General features: G+C 63.1%; 22 protein-coding genes. 2 read left to right on the top strand and 20 right to left on the bottom strand.

Annotation, left to right across the window (positions count from 1 at the left end; genetic code table 11):
• Nucleotides 1–39 precede the first annotated feature (39 nt).
• Nucleotides 40–933: a LysR family transcriptional regulator gene (locus HX868_RS01380; RefSeq protein ID WP_177001663.1), complete on the top strand. Its 894-nt coding sequence runs from the start codon at nucleotides 40–42 to the stop codon at nucleotides 931–933.
• A gap of 377 nt (nucleotides 934–1,310) precedes the next feature.
• Here HX868_RS01380 and HX868_RS01375 read toward each other — a convergent pair whose 3' ends face one another.
• Genes HX868_RS01375 through HX868_RS01280 form a run of 20 tightly spaced genes read right to left on the bottom strand, consistent with a single transcriptional unit; the run spans nucleotide 1,311 to nucleotide 18,655 of the window.
• A complete protein-coding gene (locus HX868_RS01375; RefSeq protein ID WP_177001662.1) occupies nucleotides 1,311–1,754 on the bottom strand; it encodes a hypothetical protein in 444 nt (147 codons plus the stop codon).
• A gap of 26 nt (nucleotides 1,755–1,780) precedes the next feature.
• Nucleotides 1,781–3,007: a beta-ketoacyl-ACP synthase gene (locus tag HX868_RS01370; protein WP_177001661.1), complete on the bottom strand. Its 1,227-nt coding sequence runs from the start codon at nucleotides 3,005–3,007 to the stop codon at nucleotides 1,781–1,783.
• Nucleotides 3,007–3,735, bottom strand: a complete 729-nt coding sequence (gene fabG, locus HX868_RS01365; protein WP_061435001.1) for a 3-oxoacyl-ACP reductase FabG — start codon at nucleotides 3,733–3,735, stop codon at nucleotides 3,007–3,009. The genes HX868_RS01370 and fabG overlap by 1 nt, the downstream gene beginning before the upstream one ends.
• Nucleotides 3,732–4,193, bottom strand: coding sequence for a hotdog family protein (locus tag HX868_RS01360; protein ID WP_177001660.1), 462 nt, complete (start codon nucleotides 4,191–4,193; stop codon nucleotides 3,732–3,734). The genes fabG and HX868_RS01360 overlap by 4 nt, the downstream gene beginning before the upstream one ends.
• On the bottom strand, nucleotides 4,190–5,356 hold the full coding sequence (locus tag HX868_RS01355) for a beta-ketoacyl-[acyl-carrier-protein] synthase family protein (RefSeq protein WP_177001659.1): 1,167 nt from the start codon (nucleotides 5,354–5,356) through the stop codon (nucleotides 4,190–4,192). The genes HX868_RS01360 and HX868_RS01355 overlap by 4 nt, the downstream gene beginning before the upstream one ends.
• Nucleotides 5,353–5,835 (bottom strand): hypothetical protein, encoded by a 483-nt coding sequence (locus tag HX868_RS01350; RefSeq protein ID WP_177001658.1) that lies wholly within the window; start codon nucleotides 5,833–5,835, stop codon nucleotides 5,353–5,355. The genes HX868_RS01355 and HX868_RS01350 overlap by 4 nt, the downstream gene beginning before the upstream one ends.
• On the bottom strand, nucleotides 5,832–6,566 hold the full coding sequence (locus HX868_RS01345) for a class I SAM-dependent methyltransferase (RefSeq protein ID WP_177001657.1): 735 nt from the start codon (nucleotides 6,564–6,566) through the stop codon (nucleotides 5,832–5,834). Before HX868_RS01345 ends, HX868_RS01350 begins: the two co-directional genes overlap by 4 nt.
• Nucleotides 6,563–7,810 (bottom strand): tryptophan 7-halogenase, encoded by a 1,248-nt coding sequence (locus HX868_RS01340; RefSeq protein ID WP_177001656.1) that lies wholly within the window; start codon nucleotides 7,808–7,810, stop codon nucleotides 6,563–6,565. Before HX868_RS01340 ends, HX868_RS01345 begins: the two co-directional genes overlap by 4 nt.
• Before the next feature lie 33 nt (nucleotides 7,811–7,843).
• Nucleotides 7,844–10,156 carry an MMPL family transporter gene (locus HX868_RS01335; RefSeq protein WP_177001655.1) on the bottom strand — a complete coding sequence of 771 codons (2,313 nt, stop codon included), beginning with the start codon at nucleotides 10,154–10,156 and terminating at the stop codon, nucleotides 7,844–7,846.
• The gene (locus HX868_RS01330; RefSeq protein WP_177001654.1) at nucleotides 10,146–10,829 is read right to left on the bottom strand and encodes an outer membrane lipoprotein carrier protein LolA; all 684 of its coding nucleotides are present in this window, start codon (nucleotides 10,827–10,829) and stop codon (nucleotides 10,146–10,148) included. The genes HX868_RS01335 and HX868_RS01330 overlap by 11 nt, the downstream gene beginning before the upstream one ends.
• Nucleotides 10,826–11,251 (bottom strand): acyl-CoA thioesterase, encoded by a 426-nt coding sequence (locus tag HX868_RS01325; protein ID WP_177001653.1) that lies wholly within the window; start codon nucleotides 11,249–11,251, stop codon nucleotides 10,826–10,828. Before HX868_RS01325 ends, HX868_RS01330 begins: the two co-directional genes overlap by 4 nt.
• On the bottom strand, nucleotides 11,244–12,785 hold the full coding sequence (locus HX868_RS01320; protein WP_177001652.1) for an HAL/PAL/TAL family ammonia-lyase: 1,542 nt from the start codon (nucleotides 12,783–12,785) through the stop codon (nucleotides 11,244–11,246). Before HX868_RS01320 ends, HX868_RS01325 begins: the two co-directional genes overlap by 8 nt.
• Nucleotides 12,769–13,704, bottom strand: coding sequence for a lysophospholipid acyltransferase family protein (locus tag HX868_RS01315; protein ID WP_177001651.1), 936 nt, complete (start codon nucleotides 13,702–13,704; stop codon nucleotides 12,769–12,771). The genes HX868_RS01320 and HX868_RS01315 overlap by 17 nt, the downstream gene beginning before the upstream one ends.
• Nucleotides 13,701–14,435, bottom strand: coding sequence for a glycosyltransferase family 2 protein (locus HX868_RS01310; RefSeq protein WP_177001650.1), 735 nt, complete (start codon nucleotides 14,433–14,435; stop codon nucleotides 13,701–13,703). The genes HX868_RS01315 and HX868_RS01310 overlap by 4 nt, the downstream gene beginning before the upstream one ends.
• On the bottom strand, nucleotides 14,428–16,098 hold the full coding sequence (locus HX868_RS01305) for an acyl-CoA synthetase family protein (RefSeq protein ID WP_177001649.1): 1,671 nt from the start codon (nucleotides 16,096–16,098) through the stop codon (nucleotides 14,428–14,430). Before HX868_RS01305 ends, HX868_RS01310 begins: the two co-directional genes overlap by 8 nt.
• Entirely contained in the window at nucleotides 16,095–16,640 is a 546-nt protein-coding gene (locus HX868_RS01300; RefSeq protein ID WP_177001648.1) for a COG4648 family protein, read from the bottom strand. The genes HX868_RS01305 and HX868_RS01300 overlap by 4 nt, the downstream gene beginning before the upstream one ends.
• On the bottom strand, nucleotides 16,637–16,891 hold the full coding sequence (locus HX868_RS01295) for an acyl carrier protein (protein ID WP_016979215.1): 255 nt from the start codon (nucleotides 16,889–16,891) through the stop codon (nucleotides 16,637–16,639). The genes HX868_RS01300 and HX868_RS01295 overlap by 4 nt, the downstream gene beginning before the upstream one ends.
• Nucleotides 16,892–16,900: 9 nt before the next feature.
• Nucleotides 16,901–17,170 carry a phosphopantetheine-binding protein gene (locus tag HX868_RS01290; protein ID WP_014716603.1) on the bottom strand — a complete coding sequence of 90 codons (270 nt, stop codon included), beginning with the start codon at nucleotides 17,168–17,170 and terminating at the stop codon, nucleotides 16,901–16,903.
• Nucleotides 17,148–17,960 carry a lysophospholipid acyltransferase family protein gene (locus HX868_RS01285; RefSeq protein ID WP_177001647.1) on the bottom strand — a complete coding sequence of 271 codons (813 nt, stop codon included), beginning with the start codon at nucleotides 17,958–17,960 and terminating at the stop codon, nucleotides 17,148–17,150. Before HX868_RS01285 ends, HX868_RS01290 begins: the two co-directional genes overlap by 23 nt.
• Nucleotides 17,936–18,655: a beta-ketoacyl synthase chain length factor gene (locus HX868_RS01280; protein WP_177001646.1), complete on the bottom strand. Its 720-nt coding sequence runs from the start codon at nucleotides 18,653–18,655 to the stop codon at nucleotides 17,936–17,938. The genes HX868_RS01285 and HX868_RS01280 overlap by 25 nt, the downstream gene beginning before the upstream one ends.
• Before the next feature lie 348 nt (nucleotides 18,656–19,003).
• Here HX868_RS01280 and HX868_RS01275 point away from each other — a divergent pair, with 348 nt between their 5' ends.
• Nucleotides 19,004–19,774 (top strand): ParA family protein, encoded by a 771-nt coding sequence (locus HX868_RS01275; RefSeq protein ID WP_177001645.1) that lies wholly within the window; start codon nucleotides 19,004–19,006, stop codon nucleotides 19,772–19,774.
• Nucleotides 19,775–19,911 lie beyond the last annotated feature (137 nt).

Raw genomic sequence — 19,911 nt, 5'->3', positions numbered from 1 at the left:
CGACCTGTTTGATAGCTTTAACGACCTAATGAGGCCCCCATGGAATTGCGTCACTTGCGGTACTTCATCGCCGTCGCCGAAGAGCTGCATTTCGGCCGGGCCGCGCAGGTGCTGGGCATCTCGCAACCGCCGCTGAGCCAGCAGATCCAGGCGCTGGAGCAGGAAGTGGGGGCGCGGTTGTTTGAGCGTACCAACCGTCGGGTCGAACTGAGTGAAGCAGGGCGGTTGTTCCTGCAAGAGGCGCGATTGGCGCTGGCACAGGTCGACAAGGCAGCGGACGTGGCGCGCCGGGCGCAGTTGGGTGAGCTAGGCGAACTGAAGATTGGCTTCACCTCGTCGGCACCGTTCAATTCCAGCATTCCCCAGGCGATCTTTGCGTTTCGCCAGGCGTTCCCGGCGGTGCATCTGAACCTGCAGGAGATGAGCAGCACCGAAGTGGCTGAGTCTTTGGTGGATGAGTCTATCCAGGTGGGCCTGATGCGCCCGCTGCCATTGCCGGATTCGCTGAGTGTGGTCGAGTTGATGCGTGAGCCGCTGGTGGCGGTGCTGAATGCTGGTCACCCGTTGGTGGCGGGCAGCGAGCGTGGTTTGCACCTGGCGCAATTGGCGCAGGAACCGTTCGTATTTTTCCCGCGCACCTACGGCAGTGGTCTCTATGCCCAGTTGCTCAACTTGGCGCGTGATGCCGGTTTCAGCCCGCACTTTGCCCAGGAGGCCGGGGAGGCGATGACCATCATCGGCCTGGTGGCGGCGGGGTTGGGCGTGTCGGTGCTGCCGGCGTCCTACCAGCGCATTCGGATCGATGGCGTGGTGTATCGCACGTTGCTGGATCAGGAGGCGATGACGGCGGTGTGGCTGGTGCAACGCAAGGGCGCGCAGACGCCGATGGCAGAGGCGTTTGTGGAGTTGTTGACGCGCAAGGCTGCCCAATAGCCTCCGGCAAGCAGGCAGGTTGTTGTGGCGAGCGGGCTTGCCCCGCGTTGGGCTGCGTAGCAGCCCCAATAAGACCACGTGTTTTTTCAGGCAGATCACGGAGCTAGGTTTTGGGGCCGCTTCGCAGCCCAACGCGGGGCAAGCCCGCTCGCCACAGGTACTGCGTTAGTCGTCAAATCGGCACTTTGCCACGGGTTGCCCCAGGGATGTTTTCAGGCATACTGCCCACGTTCCCGAAAGGGGCTTGTGAGACTCTGAGGATCCTGGGCAACCAGCAATCGCAGAGCCAGGCAGGAAGCGGCGATGACAAGCCAACCTGTTTGTGAAGAGGGCGCCGAAAGGCGCCCTTTGTCGTTTCTGTAGAGCCTGAATTCGTTTTACTTGGTGGTGCCGGTTTGTTCAAACAACTGCGCCGCCGTCCCCGCCTCATTCACGCCATTGCTGCGCAAGCCCGCCATGATGTCGCTGTCCAGATTGTTCACCCAACGGTTGTAATTGCGATGGATCTTGCCGTCCTTGTAGCCCAGGTCGCGACTGTCGCGGTAGGTGATGGCGTAACTGTTGCGGGTGTAGCGAATGTCGATGGCTGCGTAAAACTGGTTACGCACGTTGATCTCGGCCTGTACCAACTGCGGGCTCAGGCGTTGTACCGTCCACTCGCGCTTTTGCAGGGCGTTGACGATCACCGTTTTCATCTTTTCTTCGCTGACCTGGGCGTCGGCTGGCAGGTCGTGCTGGGTGTTGAGGATCGGCTTGCTGGTGCAACCGGCGGTGACCAACAGGGCCAGGGTGATCAGGGTGACGCGTAGCAAGGAAGACATTCCGTATTCTCCAATCGATTTAAAGGTCAGGACCAGCGGCGGAAGATCAGCGAGGTGTTGACGCCGCCAAAGGCAAAGTTGTTGTTCATCACGTAGTCGTGGTGCATCTCGCGGAACTCACCTTGCAGGTAATCCAACTCGCCGCATTGCGGGTCGACCGAATCCAGGTTGAAGGTGTGCACGTATTGGTCGCGGTTCATCATCTCGATGCTGAACCACGACTCCAGCGCGCCGCACGCACCCAGGGTGTGGCCGAGGAAACTCTTCTGCGAGCTGATAGGCATGCGGCTGCCGAACAGGCTGCTGGTGGCCAGTGTTTCGGCGATGTCGCCTTGGTCGGTGGCGGTGCCGTGACCGTTCACGTAGCCGATCGCAGAAGGCTCCAGCCCGGCATCTTCCAGGGCCAGTTCCATCGCACGGCGCATGGTTTTCTGCTCTGGGCGGGTGGTGTGCTGGCCGTCGGCGTTGCTGCCGAAGCCCACCAGTTCGGCGTGGATATGCGCACCGCGTGCCAACGCGTGTTCCAGTTCTTCCAACACCAGCATGCCGCCGCCTTCACCGATCACCAGACCGTCACGACCACTGTCATAGGGACGTGGGCTGGTTTGCGGCGCATCGTTCTTGAGGCTGGTGGCGTAGAGCGCATCAAATACCATGGCCTCAGTGGGGCACAGCTCCTCGGCGCCGCCGGCGAGCATCAACGGCAGGCGGCCGAACTTGATTGCTTCATAGGCATAGCCGATGCCTTGGCTGCCGCTGGTGCAAGCGCTGGACGTGGGGATCAGCCGCCCGGTCAGGCCAAAGAAGATGCTGATATTCGCCGCCGTGGTGTGCGGCATCATGCGCACATAGGAGTTGGCATTCAGGCCCTCGGCCACCGAATTCAGCAGCATGTTGCCGAACGCCTTGATCTCGTCGGTACTGCCGGTGGACGAGCCGCAGGCCACGCCCATGCGCCCGTCCTTGATCGACTCGTCGCCGAGCAGGCCAGCGTCCTGCAACGCCTGTTCTGCCGCCCATACCGCCAGACGCGAAACCCGGCCCATGCTGCGCAGTTGCTTGCGCGTCCAGTGCGGGGGCACGACAAAATCGTCAATCGGCCCGGCCAGGCGCGTGTTCAGTTCGGTAAAACGGTCCCACTCGTCCATGCGCCGGATGCCGCTGCGGTTGGCGCGGAAGTTGGCGGAAATGGTCGCCCAATCGCCGCCCAGGGAGGTCATACCGGCCATGCCGGTCACTACGACGCGTTTCATCAGCACAGGCCTCCATTCACGGCCAGGACCTGGCGCGTGATATAGCCGGCTTCGGCCGACATCAGGAAATTCACCGCGCCGGCCACTTCTTCCGGGGTGCCCATGCGCTGCGCCGGGATCATCTTCATCAGTTCTTCCACCGGCACGTTCTCATCCAGCATCGCAGTATCGATCAAGCCAGGGGCGACGCAATTGACGGTGATCTTGCGCTTGCCCAATTCGATGGCCAGGGCCTTGGCCGCGCCGATCAGACCGGCTTTGGAAGCGCTGTAATTGACCTGCCCACGGTTGCCGATCAACCCGGAAACCGAGGTGATGCACACGATGCGGCCGGCCGCGCGACGACGAATCATCGGCATCATCACCGGGTGCAGCACGTTGTAGAAACCGTCGAGGTTGGTGCGCATCACCACGTCCCAGTCGTCTTCCGACAAGGCCGGGAAAGCGCCGTCACGGGTCAGGCCCGCGTTGAGCACCACGCCGTAATAGGCGCCGTGTTGCTCAACGTCAGCGTCGAGGATTTCCTTGCACGCAGCACGATCCGCCACATCGAATTGCAGCACCCGCGCCTTGCGGCCCAGGGCTTCAACCTCGGCCTGCACAGCATCGGCGTCGCTACGGCCGCTGCGGCAATGCAGCACGATGTCATGCCCGGCCTGAGCCAGGCGCAGTGCGATGGCGCGGCCGATGCCACGGCTGGAGCCGGTGACCAGTACGGATTCAGTCATGGCGTTACGTCCTTCGATTCATCTAAATAGTTGGCCGCCTGGGGCGGTCGAAATACGTTCAAGCGGGCGCTGGCCTGGATCCCGTCGCCGGTCAGGTGGCATTCGAACACACCCATGCCGTTCTCGTCTTCCAGGGAACGCAGGCCGTGGATCTTCAGCTCGGCGCCCGCCGGGAAGTGCTCCACGTTGCATTCGAACTTACGTGTGCCGAGCAGGAAGCCCAGTTCCACCGCTTCGCCTTTCTGGCGCGCGCGGCAACCGGCATAGGCAGCGACGCTTTGCGCCATCAACTCGATGCCGACCCAGGCCGGCAGGCTGCCGTCCGCGCGGTTGAACAGGCCGCCGGGTTTGACCGTGACGCGGGTGTGAATCTGCTCTTCATCGAACGACAACACCTGGTCGATTAGGATCATGTCGCCCGCATGGGGCAGCAGTTCAGCGAGTGGCCAATCGATCATGGGGCCTCTCCGATAATCAGGCTGACGTTGTTGCCGCCGAAGGCAAACGAATTGCTCATCAGGCAGCGCTTTCCTAGGGTTTCTGCGGCCTGCGCCCACTGCAAGGCGGGCAGGGCCGGATCGGCCTGGCCGTCCCACACGTGGGGCGGGACACGGTTGTGAGCCAGGCTCAACCAGCAGAACGCCGCTTCCAGCGCACCGGCTGCGCCCAGGGTGTGGCCGCTCATGGGTTTGGTCGATGAGCAGGCCAAGCCGTGCGGGAACAGGCTGGCGACGGCCAGGCTTTCCATGGCGTCGTTATGTTGGGTGGCCGTGCCGTGCAGGTTCAGGTAGCCGATCTGCTCAGGCTGCAATCGGGCGCTGGCCAAGGCCTTGCGCATCGACTGCAACGCGCCTTTGCCGGTGGGCTCGGGCGCGGAGATATGGTGCGCATCGCAACTGGCGCCGCTGCCCAGCAGGGCGATGGGCGCGGGTTGCTTGCTCATCAGGAACAGCACGGCCGCTTCGCCGATGTTGATGCCGTTGCGGTTCACCGAAAACGGATTGCAGCGCTGGTTTGACACTGCTTCCAATGAGCTGAAACCGTTAAGGGTCAGCTTGCACAGGCTGTCCACGCCGCCGCAGATCACCGCATCGCACACACCCAGGTCCAGCAGGCGCTGGGCACTCATCAACGCACGGGCGCTGGAGGTGCAGGCGGTGGAGATCACATAGGCCGGGCCGCTCAGTTGCAGCCAGTCGGCGAGGAAATTCGCCGGGGCGCTGAGTTCCTGCTGCTGGTAGTCGTAGTCGCCGGGGAACTGGTGTTCCCGCAAAAAGTGCGCGATGCCGCGACTGGCTTCGTCGATGCCCGAGGTGCTGGTACCGAGCACAACGCCGACGCGTGATGCGCCGTAGGTGTGGATCGCCTGGCGGATATCGCCTTCGATCTGCAACGCCGCTTCCAGCAGCAACTGGTTATTGCGGCTGCTTTGCTGGCCCAGTTCGGCGGGGATGGTCGCCAGCTCGCCGTGCACACCGGCTACCGGCAACACGCGTTCCGGCACCCAGCCGCTTTCGGCGCGCATGCCGGAGCAGTCGCCGGCAAACAGGCTGCGGCTGACTTCATCCTGGCCACGGCCGAGGGCGCAGATCACGCCCAGGGCGTTGAGGTAGGCGCTCATCGGGCGGCCCCGAGCGGCGTGATGCGGTAGCTCAGCGGCTGGCCGGTCATGTTCACGCTGAAGACCTCGGACGATTGGTACACGATCTGCCAATGGCCCGGCAGGGTGCGCGTCAGGTCCATGGCCTGGGCGTTGGGGTAGAGTGCGCGCACGTCATCGGCCGACGTCAGGGCAAACAGCAGCGCGGCGAACAGCTCGCGCGCCTGGGGATTGGGCGGCAGCAAGCCGTCGGCTTGCCACTCGCCATCGATCAGTTTTTGTCGGGCCTGCGGGATGCCCAGCGGGTCCATCATCGACCAGCGAATACCGCCGCTTTCGCGCTGGATCACCAACAGCCAGTCCTGGCTCTGGCCGTCTGCCAGGCGCTGCACATGCAATTGCAGCGGCAAGGCCAGGGCTGGGGTTTTCTCCGGTAGCGGCGGCTGGCTGGCGCAGGCGCTCAGCAGCAACAGGCAGCCGATCAACAGCATGCGCATCATGGGGCAGCACTCTTCAGCGGTTTGCGTGCCACGCAGTTGACCAACGTTTCTTCGCGCTGACCCACCGGTGGCGCCTTGCGCAGGCCCCAGCGTTCCAGCAGGCCGAAGTCGCTGGAGCGGCTCCACCACAAGTACGGGTACGAGACGTTCTGCGGGCCAAATTCAAAGCCCTGCTCACGAAGCATCTCCAAGTATTGCTCGGCGCTTTTCTGCACATGCATCGGGTGGCGGAACAGCCAGCGGATCACCCAGGTGTCGATATAGGCTTCGGTGGATTCGGCAAACAGCAGATAACCGCCCGGCTTGAGCACGCGGTAGAACTCTTTGAGCGCGCGATGTTGCTCGACCAGATGGTGGAAGGTCTGGTGGCAGAACAGGATATCGACGCTTGCGTCCGGCACTTGCAAGGTGGCGCAGTCGCTGCCGATCAGCTCGATGGCCAGGCCTTGGCGCTGGGCTTCTGCACGGCTCAGCTCCAGGCTGTGCGGGTCGGCATCCAGGCCGATCAGGCGTGCGGGAGCGAACACCTGCTGCAAGTACTGGAACGACTTGCCCTGGCCACAACCGGCGTCGAGCAATACCGGCGCCTCTGGCAATGGGTCGGTAAACAGGCTGCGCAGGTCGTTGATCGCCACGCGCAGCACATGGTGCTGCCAGGTGTGGCTGCGCAGGAACCAGAAGCCGAACTTGGTTTCTTCGACGTAGTTTTTACTCAGGTACTGGCTCGTCATACCGGCTCACTCGCACAAATCTCCGACAACATCCGCAACCGCCGTTTTGGCTCACTCACAAACGGGTTGCGTTCGTCCCATGCGTAACCGGCGAGGATCGAGCAGATCATCCGGCGAATCTCCGGCGAGCTGTCCGGGTGGTAGATCACATCCTGGAACGTCCCGGCGTACCAGCCTTCGACGTAGCAGCGGAAGGTGTCCACGCCGCGTTTCAAGGGCACGGCAAACTCGTTCTCCCAGTCCACGGTTTCGCCCTTGAGCTGACGGTGCAACACAGCGGCCGCCATGCTCGCCGAACGCATGGCGATGGTTACCCCGGAAGAAAACACCGGGTCGAGGAATTCCGCCGCATTGCCCAACAAGGCAAAGCCCGGTCCGTGCAGGGTTTTGACGTTGGCTGCGTAGCCGCCGAGGGTGCGCGCCGGCGTATCCCACACGGCGTTTTGCAGCACGCCGGCAAGGCTCGGGGTTTCGCTGATAAAGCCGCGCAGGCAGGCGTCGAGGTCGCCATCGCGACCGTCGAAATGCTCCTTGGCCGCAACCACACCCACCGAACAACGCCCGTTGCTGAACGGAATGGTCCAGAACCAGATGTCACGCTGGGTCGGATGGGTGGTCACCAGAATCTTGGTGCGATCGAAGCCCGGATGTTCGATGCGGTCTTCGACGTGGGTGAACACCGCTTGGCGCACGGGGAAGTCGGACGGCAGATCCAGGTCCAGCAGGCGCGGCAACACCCGGCCATAGCCGCTGGCATCAAGCACGAATTTGGCCTTGAGGTGATACTCGCTGCCGTTCTCGCGCCGCACGTGCAGGTAGCGGCTCTCGCCGCTGAAATCCACACCGACGATCGTTTCGCCATACCGAATCTCTACGCCTTGCAGCGCGGCCTGATCCGCCAGCAACTTGTCGAACTCACCGCGCTGCACCTGGAAGGTGGTCGGCTTGCCGTTGCTGAAGGTGTCACTGAAATCAAACGCGCTGTAGCGCTCGCCCCAGGCGAACGCGGCACCGGTTTTCACCTGGAACCCTGCAGCCTGGACTGCATCGAGCATGCCGGCTTCTTCGATAAAGTCGATGCAGTGGGACAGTAGGCTTTCGCCAATCGAGAACCGTGGGAAATGCTGGCGCTCGATGATCAATACATCATGCCCTTTGCGCTTTAACAGCGCGGCGGCGATGGCCCCGGACGGACCGGCACCGATCACCACCACCTGGCGACGTTCCATTTCAACTGTGGGCACGAGGGCTCCTTGCCACATTGGCGATAATCACATTCATAAGGCGTGTTTCTGTTGCCCGGCCCAGGGTGCCAGCATAAAGCTGAATGCCAGGCCCAGGCTGACCGATAAGCCGAAATTGCTCACAGCCGGTGTACTGGATACCGCCAGTAGCCCAAACGACAACCAAGTCGTCAACGCTGCCAACAAGGTGCCCAAGAGACTGACCGCAGGGCCGCCGATCTGCTCGCGCATCAGGATTGCGTAGTCGACGCTGATGGCCGTGACCAACAGCAGGCCGAACAGGCTGAACAGCGTCAGCGGCTGGCCGAGCCAACCGAGGCTGGCCAGGCTGCACAGGGCCGCCAGCAGCGGCAGCGCGACGATGCGCAAGGCCCCGCCGAAGCCGAACGGCAGGATCAGCAACAGTACGATCAACACGCAGGACATCAGCTTCAGTTCAGCCGCGCTGATCTGTGTGTCCGCGAACACTCGGTTCAAGTCGCCCAGGCGGTCCACCAGTTGCACGCCCGGCAAGTCCAGCGCCTGCACACGCAGCAAGGCGGGGTTGTTCAAGCCCTGCAGGCTGACCATGGCCGCCACGCCGCCATCGACCTTGCCCAGCCACAGCGTGCGCCAAGGCTCGGCCATCGGGCCGGCCAGCGCGGCGTCGATATCTTGGGTAGACAGCGCTTGCAGGTGCGCGACTTCGGCTTGCAGGGCGCTGGCGGGTACGCCGAGGTCGAGCAGCGGCTGCCAGTGTTGTGGCAGGTTGTTCAGCGCATCACGCAGTTGCTGTTGCTCGGCGGGCTGGCTGACCAGTTGATTGAGCGCCAGGTAGCCCTGGAGCTTGTCCATATTCACCAATTGATCCAGGCGCTGCGCCAACGCGCTCTGACGCTCCAGCAGCTGTTGCTGGTTGTCCGCCCGCACCAGGAAGAACTGGCTGGTGGGCTGGAACCCGGTAATCCGCGCCACGGCCTGCGCTTCTTGCAGCAACTGCGGCGGCGCGCCGATCCATTGGCGGATATCGTTTTTGCTGTTCAGGTGCCACAGGCCACCGGTGCAAAACAGCAGCACCAGCGCCAGCAGTACCGGGCTCGGTACGCGCTTGAGCAGCGATTCGCGCACCAGCCACAAGCATTCGGCAATGCGCAGCGGCCATTGCGCCGGGCGCAGTTCGACACCCTTGAGCAGCGCCGGCAGCAGGCACACGGCGGACAGATAGGCGCCGACCAGGCCAGCGGCGGAGAATATGGCGATTTGCGTCAAGGCCGGGAACGGCGTCCAGGCCAATGCCAGGTAACCGATGCAACTGGTCGCCAGACTCAAACTCAACCCCGGCAAGGTGATGCGCAACGCCGGCCAACTGCGCCACGGGTTCATGCTCCAGCTTTTCGACAGGTAGTGCAGCGGGTAATCCACCGCCACGCCGATCAGGCTGGAGCCCAGCACCAGCGTCATCACATGCATATGGCCGAACAGCGCCACACAGGCCACAGCGCCAAATAGCATGCCCACCAACACCGGCACAAAGGCCAGCAACACGCGCCAGCGACGAAAGGCGAGCAACAGCAACAACAAGATGCCGACGGTTGCGCCGCCGCCGACCCAGGTGATTTCCCGCGTGGCTTGCTGCTGACCGTTGGCGGCATAGAGCAAGCCGCTGGCGGCGAGTAATTGCGCGCCGTGTTCGCTGGCTTGCGCGCGACTGGCCAGGAGCAGATCCGCCACTTGCAGCGGCAGTTTCATGTCGAAGGCATTGCCGGTGGTGCGCGCACGCAGCAGTACCCAGCTTTTGCCATCGGCATCGGCAATCAACGCGCCGCTGCCGATATCCAACTGCACCGAGCCGTGTTGCGGCTGGCTGTTCTGGATGCGCCCGGTGAGGCCCAGCCAGTCGTCCTGGCTCGGCACCAGGCTGAAGCCGGTAAAGGGGTCGAACAGCGCTTGCACGCGCTGTTGGATAAACGCGTCGGGCTGTTCGATCAGTTGCTCGCGGTCCTTGGCCGAGAGCATCGCCAGGCGCCCGCGCAGCAATTGTTCGCGCAGTGCCGGCAAGTCGGCTTGCAGGTTCCACTGCACTTTTTCAAACAGCCCACTGGCCTGCCAGCGCTCGCCCAATTGTTGTGCAACCGCCACCGCTTGCTGACGGTCGGCATGGCCCACCAGCACCAGCATCTCGCGGTTCAAGGGTTCTTGCATGCGTTGTTCGGCTTGCTGTTCCAAGGCGTCCGGCGTGTTGCCCGGCACCAGTTCCATCAGGTTGGCCGACAACGGCGCGCCATGGCGCCACTGCCAGCCGGCCAGGGCCAGCACGGCCACCAGCAGGATCAGGAACAGGCGCGGCAGCAGGCGCTCACTGGGCAAAGTCGTGTTGCTCCGCTTCGCTCAGGGGTTGGCCGGCGGTGCTGTCCTGCATGCGCAAAACAGTGCTGTCGCCTTGGGTTTCCAGCAGTTCGATGGTCTGCACCAAGTCGCCGCCGTCGATGTTGATCTGGGTGAAAACCTGCTTGAGCAACAGTGAACGCGGGATCAGCGTGAGATTCCATTGCTTCGCCTCGCCTTGCAGCTGCAATTCGAAGTCACGCTGCAAGCCGCTGCTGTCGCCCTGGAGCACGGCGAGGAACAGGCGATTCTGCTCGGCGCCGGCGCTCTTGTTCGGCAGCAGTTGCCAGCCATTAGCGTCACGGCGGGCAATGCCCTGGGCGCTGATGCGGTAGTCCTGTTGCAATGGGGTTTTCAGCAGCCACAGCAGGCCGTGGTCCTTGGCGAGGACGAAGGTGCCTTTGCTGACCAAGGGCTGGGGCAGGGCGCGCAGGTGTTTTTCCTGGGTGAAGCTGCCGTGGATCACTGAGGGTTTTGCAAGTTGGCCGCTCAGCTGCTGCAAGTCAAAAGCATGGGCACAGAAGCTCAGCAACAACCCGATCCCTGTAGGAGCGAGCTTGCTCGCGAAAAACCTGAGGGCGCTGCGCAGTGTCAGGCAGGCCGCGTTATCGTTGACGATTTTCGCCGGCAAGCCGGCTCCTACAGGGGGTCTCATTTCAGGGCCCTTTCGACGGCGTCGGTGAATATTTTGGGGGAGGCCAACTGCATCTCGCGACTGGCGATTTCCACTGCCACCTGCACGGTGCTGGCACGGGTCAAACGCTCGCCGCTGGCCAGGTCAGTGATCAGGTAATTGACCTTCAAACGGTTCTCCCACTCCACCAGGCTGGCGCGCACGTTGATCGTCTGGCCGAACACCGCGCCGCGCACGTAGCGCAGTTGCATGTCGATCACCGGCCAGGCATAGCCGGACTCCAGCATCGCCGTGTAGTTATGCCCGATCTTGTCCAGCAACGCACAGCGCGCCACTTCCAGGTACTTCACGTAATGCCCGTGCCACACCACGTTCATGGTGTCGACGTCAAAAAACGGCACGAGGATTTCGGTGTCGCAATGCAGCACGCCCTGGCTACGCATGCAGCCTCCAGTGTTGCTCGGCAATGCGTTGCAGGCAAAGGCGCAGTTCGCCTTCGAGGGCGCGGTCTTCGATCACGGGTGGGAAGTCCTTGGCCAGCTCTTCGTGCATCGCCGCTAATGCGGGTGGCAACGGTCGCGCATCTTCGGCCTGGGCGCGCAGCCACACGCCTTGGTTGGCGGCGAGCAGCGTGGCAGCGGCGACCTGTTCGGTCAGCTCCAGCACGCGGATCGCATCGCGGGCGGCGATGGTGCCCATGCTCACCTTGTCCTGGTTGTGGCACTCGGTGGAGCGCGAGAACACGCTGGCCGGCATCGTATTTTTCAACGCTTCGGCGGTCCAGGCGCTGGTGCCGATCTGCACGGCCTTGAAGCCGTGGTTGATCATGGCGCGATCAGCCGGTGCGCCGGACAGGTTGCTCGGCAGGCCGTGGTTGTAACGCACGTCCACCAGCAACGCGAGCTGGCGGTCGAGCAGGTCAGCGACGTTGGCGACCAGCGTCTTGAGGCTGTCCATGGCGAAGGCGATGTGCCCGCCGTAGAAATGTCCACCGTGCAGCACGCGCTCTTCTTCGGCGTCGATGATGGGGTTGTCGTTGGCGCTGTTCAGCTCGATTTCGATGAACGAACGCAGCCAGTTCAAGCTGTCGGCCAGCACGCCGAGGACGTGGGGCGCGCAACGCAGCGAATAACGGTCCTGCAGGCGATGCAGCGGCGCGGTCGGCGCGTCGATCGCCAGGTCCTTGCGCAGCCAGGCGGCAACTTGCATCTGCCCAGGGTGCGGCTTGGCAGCGAACAGGCGCTCGTCGAAGTGTTCCGGGTTGCCTTGCAGCGCCACCACGTTCAACGCGGTGATGCGCGTGGCCAGTTGCAGCAGGTAGTCGGCGCGGGCGAAGGCCAGGCAGGCCAAGCCGGTCATCACGGCGGTGCCGTTCATCAGCGCCAGGGCTTCTTTGGGGCGCAGCACCAGCGGTTCCCAGCCCAGCTCGCGGTGCACGTCGGCGGCTTGGCGACGTTCGCCACGGAACATCACCTCGCGTTCGCCGGACAGGGTCGCGGCCACGTAGGACAGTGGCGTCAGATCACCGCTGGCGCCCACCGAGCCCTCTTCCGGAATCAGCGGCAGTACATCGTGTTCAAGGAACGCATGCAGGCGTTCCAGCAATTCCACGCGCACACCGGAAACGCCGTGGCAAAGCGACTGCAAACGCGCCGCCAGCACCGCGCGGGTGGCTTGCGCATCCAGCAACTTGCCCAAGCCGCAACCGTGGAAGGTGTACAGATGACGCGGCAACGCTTCGACGTGCTGCAACGGCACCGCCACCACGCACGAGTCGCCATAGCCGGTGGTCACGCCGTAGATCACGCCTTCCTTGTCCAGCAGCGAGTCGAGGAACTGTGCACCCTTGGCGATGCGCTGGCGATACGCCGCGTCGCCCTGCAGTTGGGTCGGCGCCTGACGGTTGGCCAGGGCCAGCACGTCTTCGATGCGCAAAGCGCGTTCGCCAAAGGTTACCGGCTCAAGATGCGTCGTCATCGGTCTTCCAGAAAGGGTAAAAGTTGAACCATTGTTGGGGCGCTTCCAGGCAGAACTGGCCCAGGCGTGCAGCGTAGCGCGCGGTCCACAGGGCTATGACCTGCTCGCGGGTGTTGCGTTTCCATTCGATTAACTCAGCGAACGGCTCGATGCTCAGGCGATAGCGGCCTGTGTGCTTGAGGCACATCAGCAGGTTCACCGGGCATTTGAGCAGGCCGGCCAACAGCCACGGGCCCTGGGGGAAGGCGGCGTCATGGCCGAGGAAATCCACGCGCACCGTGCGCCCGCCGTGCAGCGGCACGCGGTCGCCGGCGATTGCCAGCCATTCGCCGTCGTCCAGGCGCTGGCTGAGCAGCAGCATGGTGGCCGGGTCCAGCTCGCTGACCTGGATCAGACGCAAATGGGTCGCCCCGGCTTCGCCAAGCAGGCGGTTGAATTGTTCGGCGTGCTTGGTGTGTACCAGCACGTTCATGGTGACCTGTTCGCCAATCTCGGCGAGCGCGCGGCACACTTCCAGGTTGCCCAAGTGCGCGCCCACCAGCATCTGCCCGCGCTTGCCGCGCAGCTGCCCGCGCAATTGCGCCGGGTCGTTGATCTCGATCTGTTCCAGGCGCAGCTTGCCGTTCCACACGTCGAGTTTGTCGAGCAGCGAGTCGGCAAATGCCATGAACTGGCCGAAGACTTTCCAGTGGCTGGGGCGCAGCTCGTCGCGCCCGCTCCAGTCGGCCAGGCGCTGCTGGTACTGCCAGGCGCTGCGGCGCGCGGTGCGGCCAAACAGGAAGAAGTACAACACGATGCCGTACAGCACCGGGCTCAACAGGCGGCGGCCAAGGACCTTGGCGGCGAAGGCGGTGAGTTTCATCAGCCAATAGCTGCCGCGTTCCTCGCGGTCGGCCCAGTGTTTGCCGCTGTCGCTCATGCCTGCCACCGTCGCCATAGGATCATCGGCGCCCGCACCAACATGCCGAAGAACAACCGGGTGTGCATAGCCGAGATGCGTACGTTGTCGCGGAACAGCCGGAAGTGCGACAGGCCGTCGGCCGGGTAATGCACCTGGGTCGGCAACCAGCGCAGCGGCTGGTTGCGCCAGGCCAGACGCACCAGGATGTCGGAGTCGAAATCCATGCGTGTGCCGATGTAGGCCGAGTCCATCAGTGCCAGCACCGGAGGCAGCGGGTATACGCGAAAGCCGCACATCGAGTCGCGGATCTGCAGCGACAGGGTGTTGATCCACACCCACACGTGGGTCAGGTAGCGCGCGTACAGGCGGCCTTTGGGCACGCTGTCGTCGTATTCGGGGTAGCCGCAGATAATGGCGTCGGGGTGTCGGCGTGAGGTGTCGAGGAAGGTCTCGACCTCGCGCAGGTCATGCTGGCCGTCGGCGTCGACTTGCAGGGCGTGGCTGAAGCCCAGGCGTGCGGCCTCGCGGAAACCGGCCATCACGGCACCGCCCTTGCCCTGGTTGGTGGGCAGGGTCAGCAGGGTGACGTTTTCCAGGACTGCCAACTCTGCCAAAACCGCCGCGCACGCCGGGCTGCTGCCGTCGTCGACCAGCAGGCACGGCAGGCCAGTGTTCAACAGGCTGCGGACCACGGCGGGCACGGCGGCTTCGTGGTTGTAGACCGGGATCAGGGCGCAGGGGTTATGCATGCGCGGCCTCCAGCAAAATCCGGCCGCTGGAGCAGGCCGCGACGCCGTTGCGGTAGGCGAAGTACAACTTGCCGCGCTCCCGGTCGAAGCGCAGATGCAGCTCGATTGCGTCGCCGGGGCGGACCAATTGCTGGAATTTGAGCACTTCCATCCCGGCAAAGGTTGTCGGTAAATCGAGCAGTTGCTGGCCCAGGTTGAACGCCCATTCCACCTGCACCACGCCCGGCAGCACCGGCGTGACCGGGAAGTGCCCGCTGAAATAGGCCAGGTCTGGCGGGACGCTCAGTTGCAAGGTCCATTCGCCATCGGCTTCGACCTGCTCCAGTACTTCCGGGGCTTTCGGTCGTGATGCCAACAACAGCCCCTCGACCTGCGCCTGGGGCAGTTTGCCTTGGCTGTTCAGCGGCAACTGTCTCAGCAAACGCCAGCGCCGTGGCAGCGCCAGGGCTTCGCAATGCTGGCTCAAATGTTGGCGCAGTGTTTGGGTGAGCGTGCGTCGGCCCTGATTGCGCAAGGCATGCAGGCCCTCGGCGCTCAGTACCACCAAGGCACCCAGGGACGCGCGGTTTTCCTGCACCACGCCCAGGCGCGTTTCCGCGACCCACGGGTGGGCCATCAGCGCGTTTTCCAGCATGGGCAGGGAGATGCGTTTTTCTTCCAGCTTGACGATGCGGTCCAGGCGGCCCAGCAGCTCGAAGCGACCATCGGCATGGATACGGGCAGCGTCGGCGGTTTGTTCGACATGCCCTTCAGGCAAATACGGTGAAGCGATACGCAAGGCGCCGTCGGCGTCCTGGCTCAGGTGTACGTCGGCAAACGGCTGCCACGGCTGCGCCCCCTGGCGCCACGCAATGCCGCCGGTTTCGGAGCTGCCGAGGATTTCCGTGGGCCACTGTTGCAAGCGGTCGTACAGGCTGCCGGCGGCGTCCACCGGCAGCGCGCCGCCAGATGAAAACACTCGCGACACCTGGCTCAGCGCCGGCCAGTCAAGGTTGTCGCCCATGCGTTTGAGCAATGCCGGGCTGGCGACCCAGGCGAACCGGGCATGCTCACGGCTGGCGCGCTGCAAGTCTTCAGGGAAGGCCAGTTGCTTGCGCACGAAGGTGCGGCCGGCGCACAGCGGCCACAGCACGCGGAACAACAAGCCGTAGATATGCTGGGTGGCGACGCTGCCGATGATGCAGGCGTCCTTGAGGCTAGGGCCCCATAGGGCTTCCAGGGCCTCGACTTCGTTGGCCAATTGGCGCAGGTTTTTGTCGATGCGCTTGGGTTCGCCGCTGGAGCCGGAGGTGCACAGGCTCAGTTGGCAAGCGTCCAGATCGAGTGCCGCAGCGCTCAGTGGCGCCTGGTACAGCGCGTCCAGGTCTGTCGTTTCGGTGAGCCAGGCATCGACGGCCTCGTCCCAGCGTTGGCGGGTCTGAGGTTGCAGGTCGGCGGGCAACAACACGCTGACCCCGGCGCGCCAGGCGCCCAGCAGGGCAATCGCCAGCAGGCCGGCGTCTTCCAGGTACACGGCCAGGCGCTGGATTCCGCGCGCTTGCAGGCCTGCGGCCAGGCTCAGGGACTGCGCCCACAACTGGGCATGATTCATTGCAGGTTCGGTGGTGACCGGACGCTGTTCCAGCGGCTCAAGCAACAAGTGCTCAAGTTTCAACCCATTCATACGCGGCCTCGAACCCTTTGTCGTACCAGCCATTCCACGGCAAACAACAGCCCCATCAGCCCATAGGCGATCAGGCCGTTGTACAACGTCCACCAGCTCAGCGGCGCCCACAGGGTGAGGGCGGCGGCGAGCAGGCCATTACACAGAAAAAACACGCTCCACACCACGGTGACCTGGCGGGTATACACAATGGCATGCGGGGGCAGCACCGGGTCGGTCATGCGCGCCAGGCGCTCGACCATCGGCGAGCCGTATTTGAGGCTCAAACCAAACAACGCCAACATGAATCCGCTGACCAGGCTCGGGTACCAGCGCAGCAAGTGCGGGTTGTCGAACCAGGCCAGTAGCAGGCAGAAAACGATTACCGCCACTGCCATCCAGCGGCTGCCGGGGCGTCGCGCACCGGTCAGCGCGCGCAGCAGCCACAAACTGCCGAGCAGCAGGCCGAATTGCCACGGGGCGAAATGTTCGGTGCCGTAATACACCGCAAAGGGGTACAGCAGCCCCGCCAGCAACAGGCCAAGGCCGATCAGCCGGCTCATGCGGCAGGCGTGACCAGACGGTACACCGCCTCAACCACGTCGTTGACGGTGCGCACGGCCTTGAATTCTTCGGCGGCGATCTTCTTGCCAGTCTGGCGCTTGATGTGGTCGATCAAGTCGACGGCATCGATGCTGTCGATTTCCAGGTCCTGGTACAGGTTGGCGTCAAGGGTGACGCGTTCGGGCGGCAGTTCAAACAGTTCCACCAAGGCGTCGCGCAAGGTGTTGAAAATATCGTCACGAGTTTGCATGGTCCGGTCTCAAGCTGCCTGTCTGGCCGTGACGAACGCCGCAAGGCTGGCCACGTTGGTGAAGTGATTGCGGGTGTCCTTGGCGTCGGCATCGATCTTGATGCCGTACTTTTTCTGGATCGCCAGGCCCAATTCCAGGGCGTCTACCGAATCCAGGCCGAGGCCTTCGCCGAACAGGGTCTGCTCGCTGCCGATGTCGTCGACACTGATGTCTTCCAGGCCCAGGGCCTCGATGATCAGGGTCTTTATGTCGTGCTCAAGGCGGTGTTGGTCGCTCATCTTCGGCGAGCTCCTTAATAAAAAAGTGATGCAGGTAATCGTTGAGCTTACGTGAGGCCTGGGGCGCGGGCCCCATTGATGCGAACGCCTGTGGTTCTATATCGGCACCCACCCGCAAACTGAAGTGCACGCGGCATTTTGGGATGCGATACCAGGGTTCGGCCTTGGTCAGCGTGGTGGGGCTGACCTTGATCACCACGGGGGTGATGATTGTCGCACCGCGCAGCGCAATGGCGGCGCCGCCGCGATGAAAGGCAGGCGCCGCGCCGGGTGTGGTGCGGGTGCCTTCGGGAAAGATGATCAGGGTCTGGCCGCTGCGCAGGGCATCCGCCGCCGCATCGAGCATTTCGGCACTGCCGTCGTTGCTGATATAGCCCGCGTCGCGCACCGGCCCACGGGTGAAGGGGTTCTGCCACAGGCTCTGCTTGACCACGCAGTTGGCCTGGCGCACCAGGCCGATCAGGAACACCACGTCGATCAACGACGGGTGGTTGGCGATGATCATCTGGCCCGGCCGGCCGAGTTTTTCCGCGCCTTCGACGCTGAAGGTGAGCACGCCGGCGCGCTGCATCAGGCGAATAAAGAACCAGAACAGCCAACTGATCGTGTGGCGGGCGCGGCTGCGATGTTTTGCAGTGTCCCCTGGCAGGCAACTGAGCAATGGAAACACCAGCAAACGCAGGCACAGGCCGCCGAAGCCGAACAGCGCGAAGCTGGCGGCGGTGGCGAACAGGCGCCAGTAGTAGGCGTCCCGGGGTTTGTCGTTCAGGGCTTGCGTTGCCAGTTCCATACACGGTTCTTCCAGGCATGTTGGCAGGCGACCTGTTCGGTGAGCAGGGTGCGCAGCAGGTTCAGGGCGTGGGGCCACTGGGTTTGAGTGGGTTGGACAGTGCCGCTGCTGAGTTCCAGCTGCCACTCGTCGCCCGGCGTCAGCAGCAGGCCCAGTGCGTAGGGGAACGGCACATCCACAATCCAGCTGGCGTAGGCCTCGGGCGGTTGTTCTTCGGTAATCACTAACAAAACCGCGGGCGCGCCTTCGTTGAGCAAGGCGGCGGCTTCGAGCATGCCGTGCTCCAGGCCGTCACCCGCGGCGGCGAGGGCAGTCATTTCGCTGGTTTCATTGCGCAGGATCGACCACAGGCCAATGACCGCGTTATGCACCGACAGGCTGAACTGGGTCGGCGACAGCGGTTGGTCGTTGGCCAGGTCACTGAGGATGTCGAGGGTGCGCGGGGTTTCGCCGTGACGGGAAATAAACACCAGCGGCAGATCCTGCAAACCCTCGGCCAGTGGCCAGCCCACGCTGAAGGCCATGCGCGCCAGGCGGTTCAGGCGACGACGTTGCATGGCCGGCAGGAACGACACGTCGGGGCAGGCATCGCTGGCAGGTAGCAACACTGGCGCCTGGCACCAGGCGTGCCAGTCATCCACGCTATCGAGCCCTGGGGCCCACGCGCGCCATTGGGCGATGTTGAAAGTGATCACTGAGAAGGTATCCCGCCCCTGCGGGCTTCCATGTGCGGCTTTTGGCCCCGAATACCGGGACAGGGAACAATAGCCGAATGGCGCGCATTATCCCGGTGACGTGGGGTTCTAGCAAACTTTGGTAAAGAAATGTGCACGGATGATTACAAAATAGTGGAAAGGAATTACAGATTGTCCTTTACCTGGGGACTGGTTGGATTGTCGGACCGTTCTTTTAAATCTGTCGGTTGCGTATGACAGACTGGTCGCCGATCGCCCGTGATGCAGCAGTGCATAGATGAACGAGGTAGCTAACAGGCGCTTTTGCCCTCTACACTCGGGCATTCATTGATACACGGAGGTTTTTCCATGCGGCGCGTGGTGTTCAATCAGAAAGGCGGCGTTGGCAAGTCCAGCATTGCCTGCAACCTGGCGGCAGTCAGCGCCAGCGAAGGCTATCGAACCCTGTTGGTGGACCTCGATGCGCAAGCCAACTCAACCCAGTACCTCACGGGGCTGACCGGCGACGATATTCCCATGGGGATCGCGGATTTTTTCAAGCAAACCTTGTCTTCCGGGCCGTTTTCCAAGAAGAACAAGGTGGATATCTACGAAACCCCGTTCGACAACCTGCACGTCATCACCGCGACCCCGGAGTTGGCCGACTTGCAGCCCAAGCTTGAGGCCAAGCACAAGATCAACAAGCTGCGAAAGCTGCTGGATGAGTTGAGCGAGGATTACGACCGGATCTACCTGGATACACCGCCAGCCCTGAATTTTTACGCGGTTTCGGCGTTGATTGCCGCTGATCGCGTGTTGATCCCCTTCGATTGCGACAGCTTCTCGCGTCAAGCCCTGTATGGCCTGCTGGCGGAGATCGAAGAATTGAAGGAAGACCATAACGAAGGCCTCGAAGTGGAAGGCATCGTGGTCAACCAGTTCCAGGCCCGGGCGACGTTGCCGCAGCAGATGCTTGATGAATTGATTGCTGAAGGGTTGCCGGTATTGCCGGTGTACCTCGCCAGTTCCGTGCGCATGCGCGAGTCACACCAGGAGAGCAAGCCGCTGATCCACCTGGACCCACGGCATAAGCTGACGCAGCAGTTTGTGGAGTTGCATAACCTGCTGGAAAACGCATGATCGATGTCGATCCTTCCTACATGGGGTGTAGGAAGGGTCTGGCTATAGGGGTTAAGCCTTGTAACGTTGCCTACAGGTACTCCAGAATCCGCTGGCTTGTGCGTCTGGATGGGCTTCTCTTAAGGTTCTCGGGCCGC

This window comes from Pseudomonas reactans (assembly GCF_013385825.1).
Classification (GTDB): domain Bacteria; phylum Pseudomonadota; class Gammaproteobacteria; order Pseudomonadales; family Pseudomonadaceae; genus Aquipseudomonas; species Aquipseudomonas reactans.
Note: the sequence above shows the minus strand (reverse complement) of the source record. Positions and strands in the feature narration are given on the sequence as shown.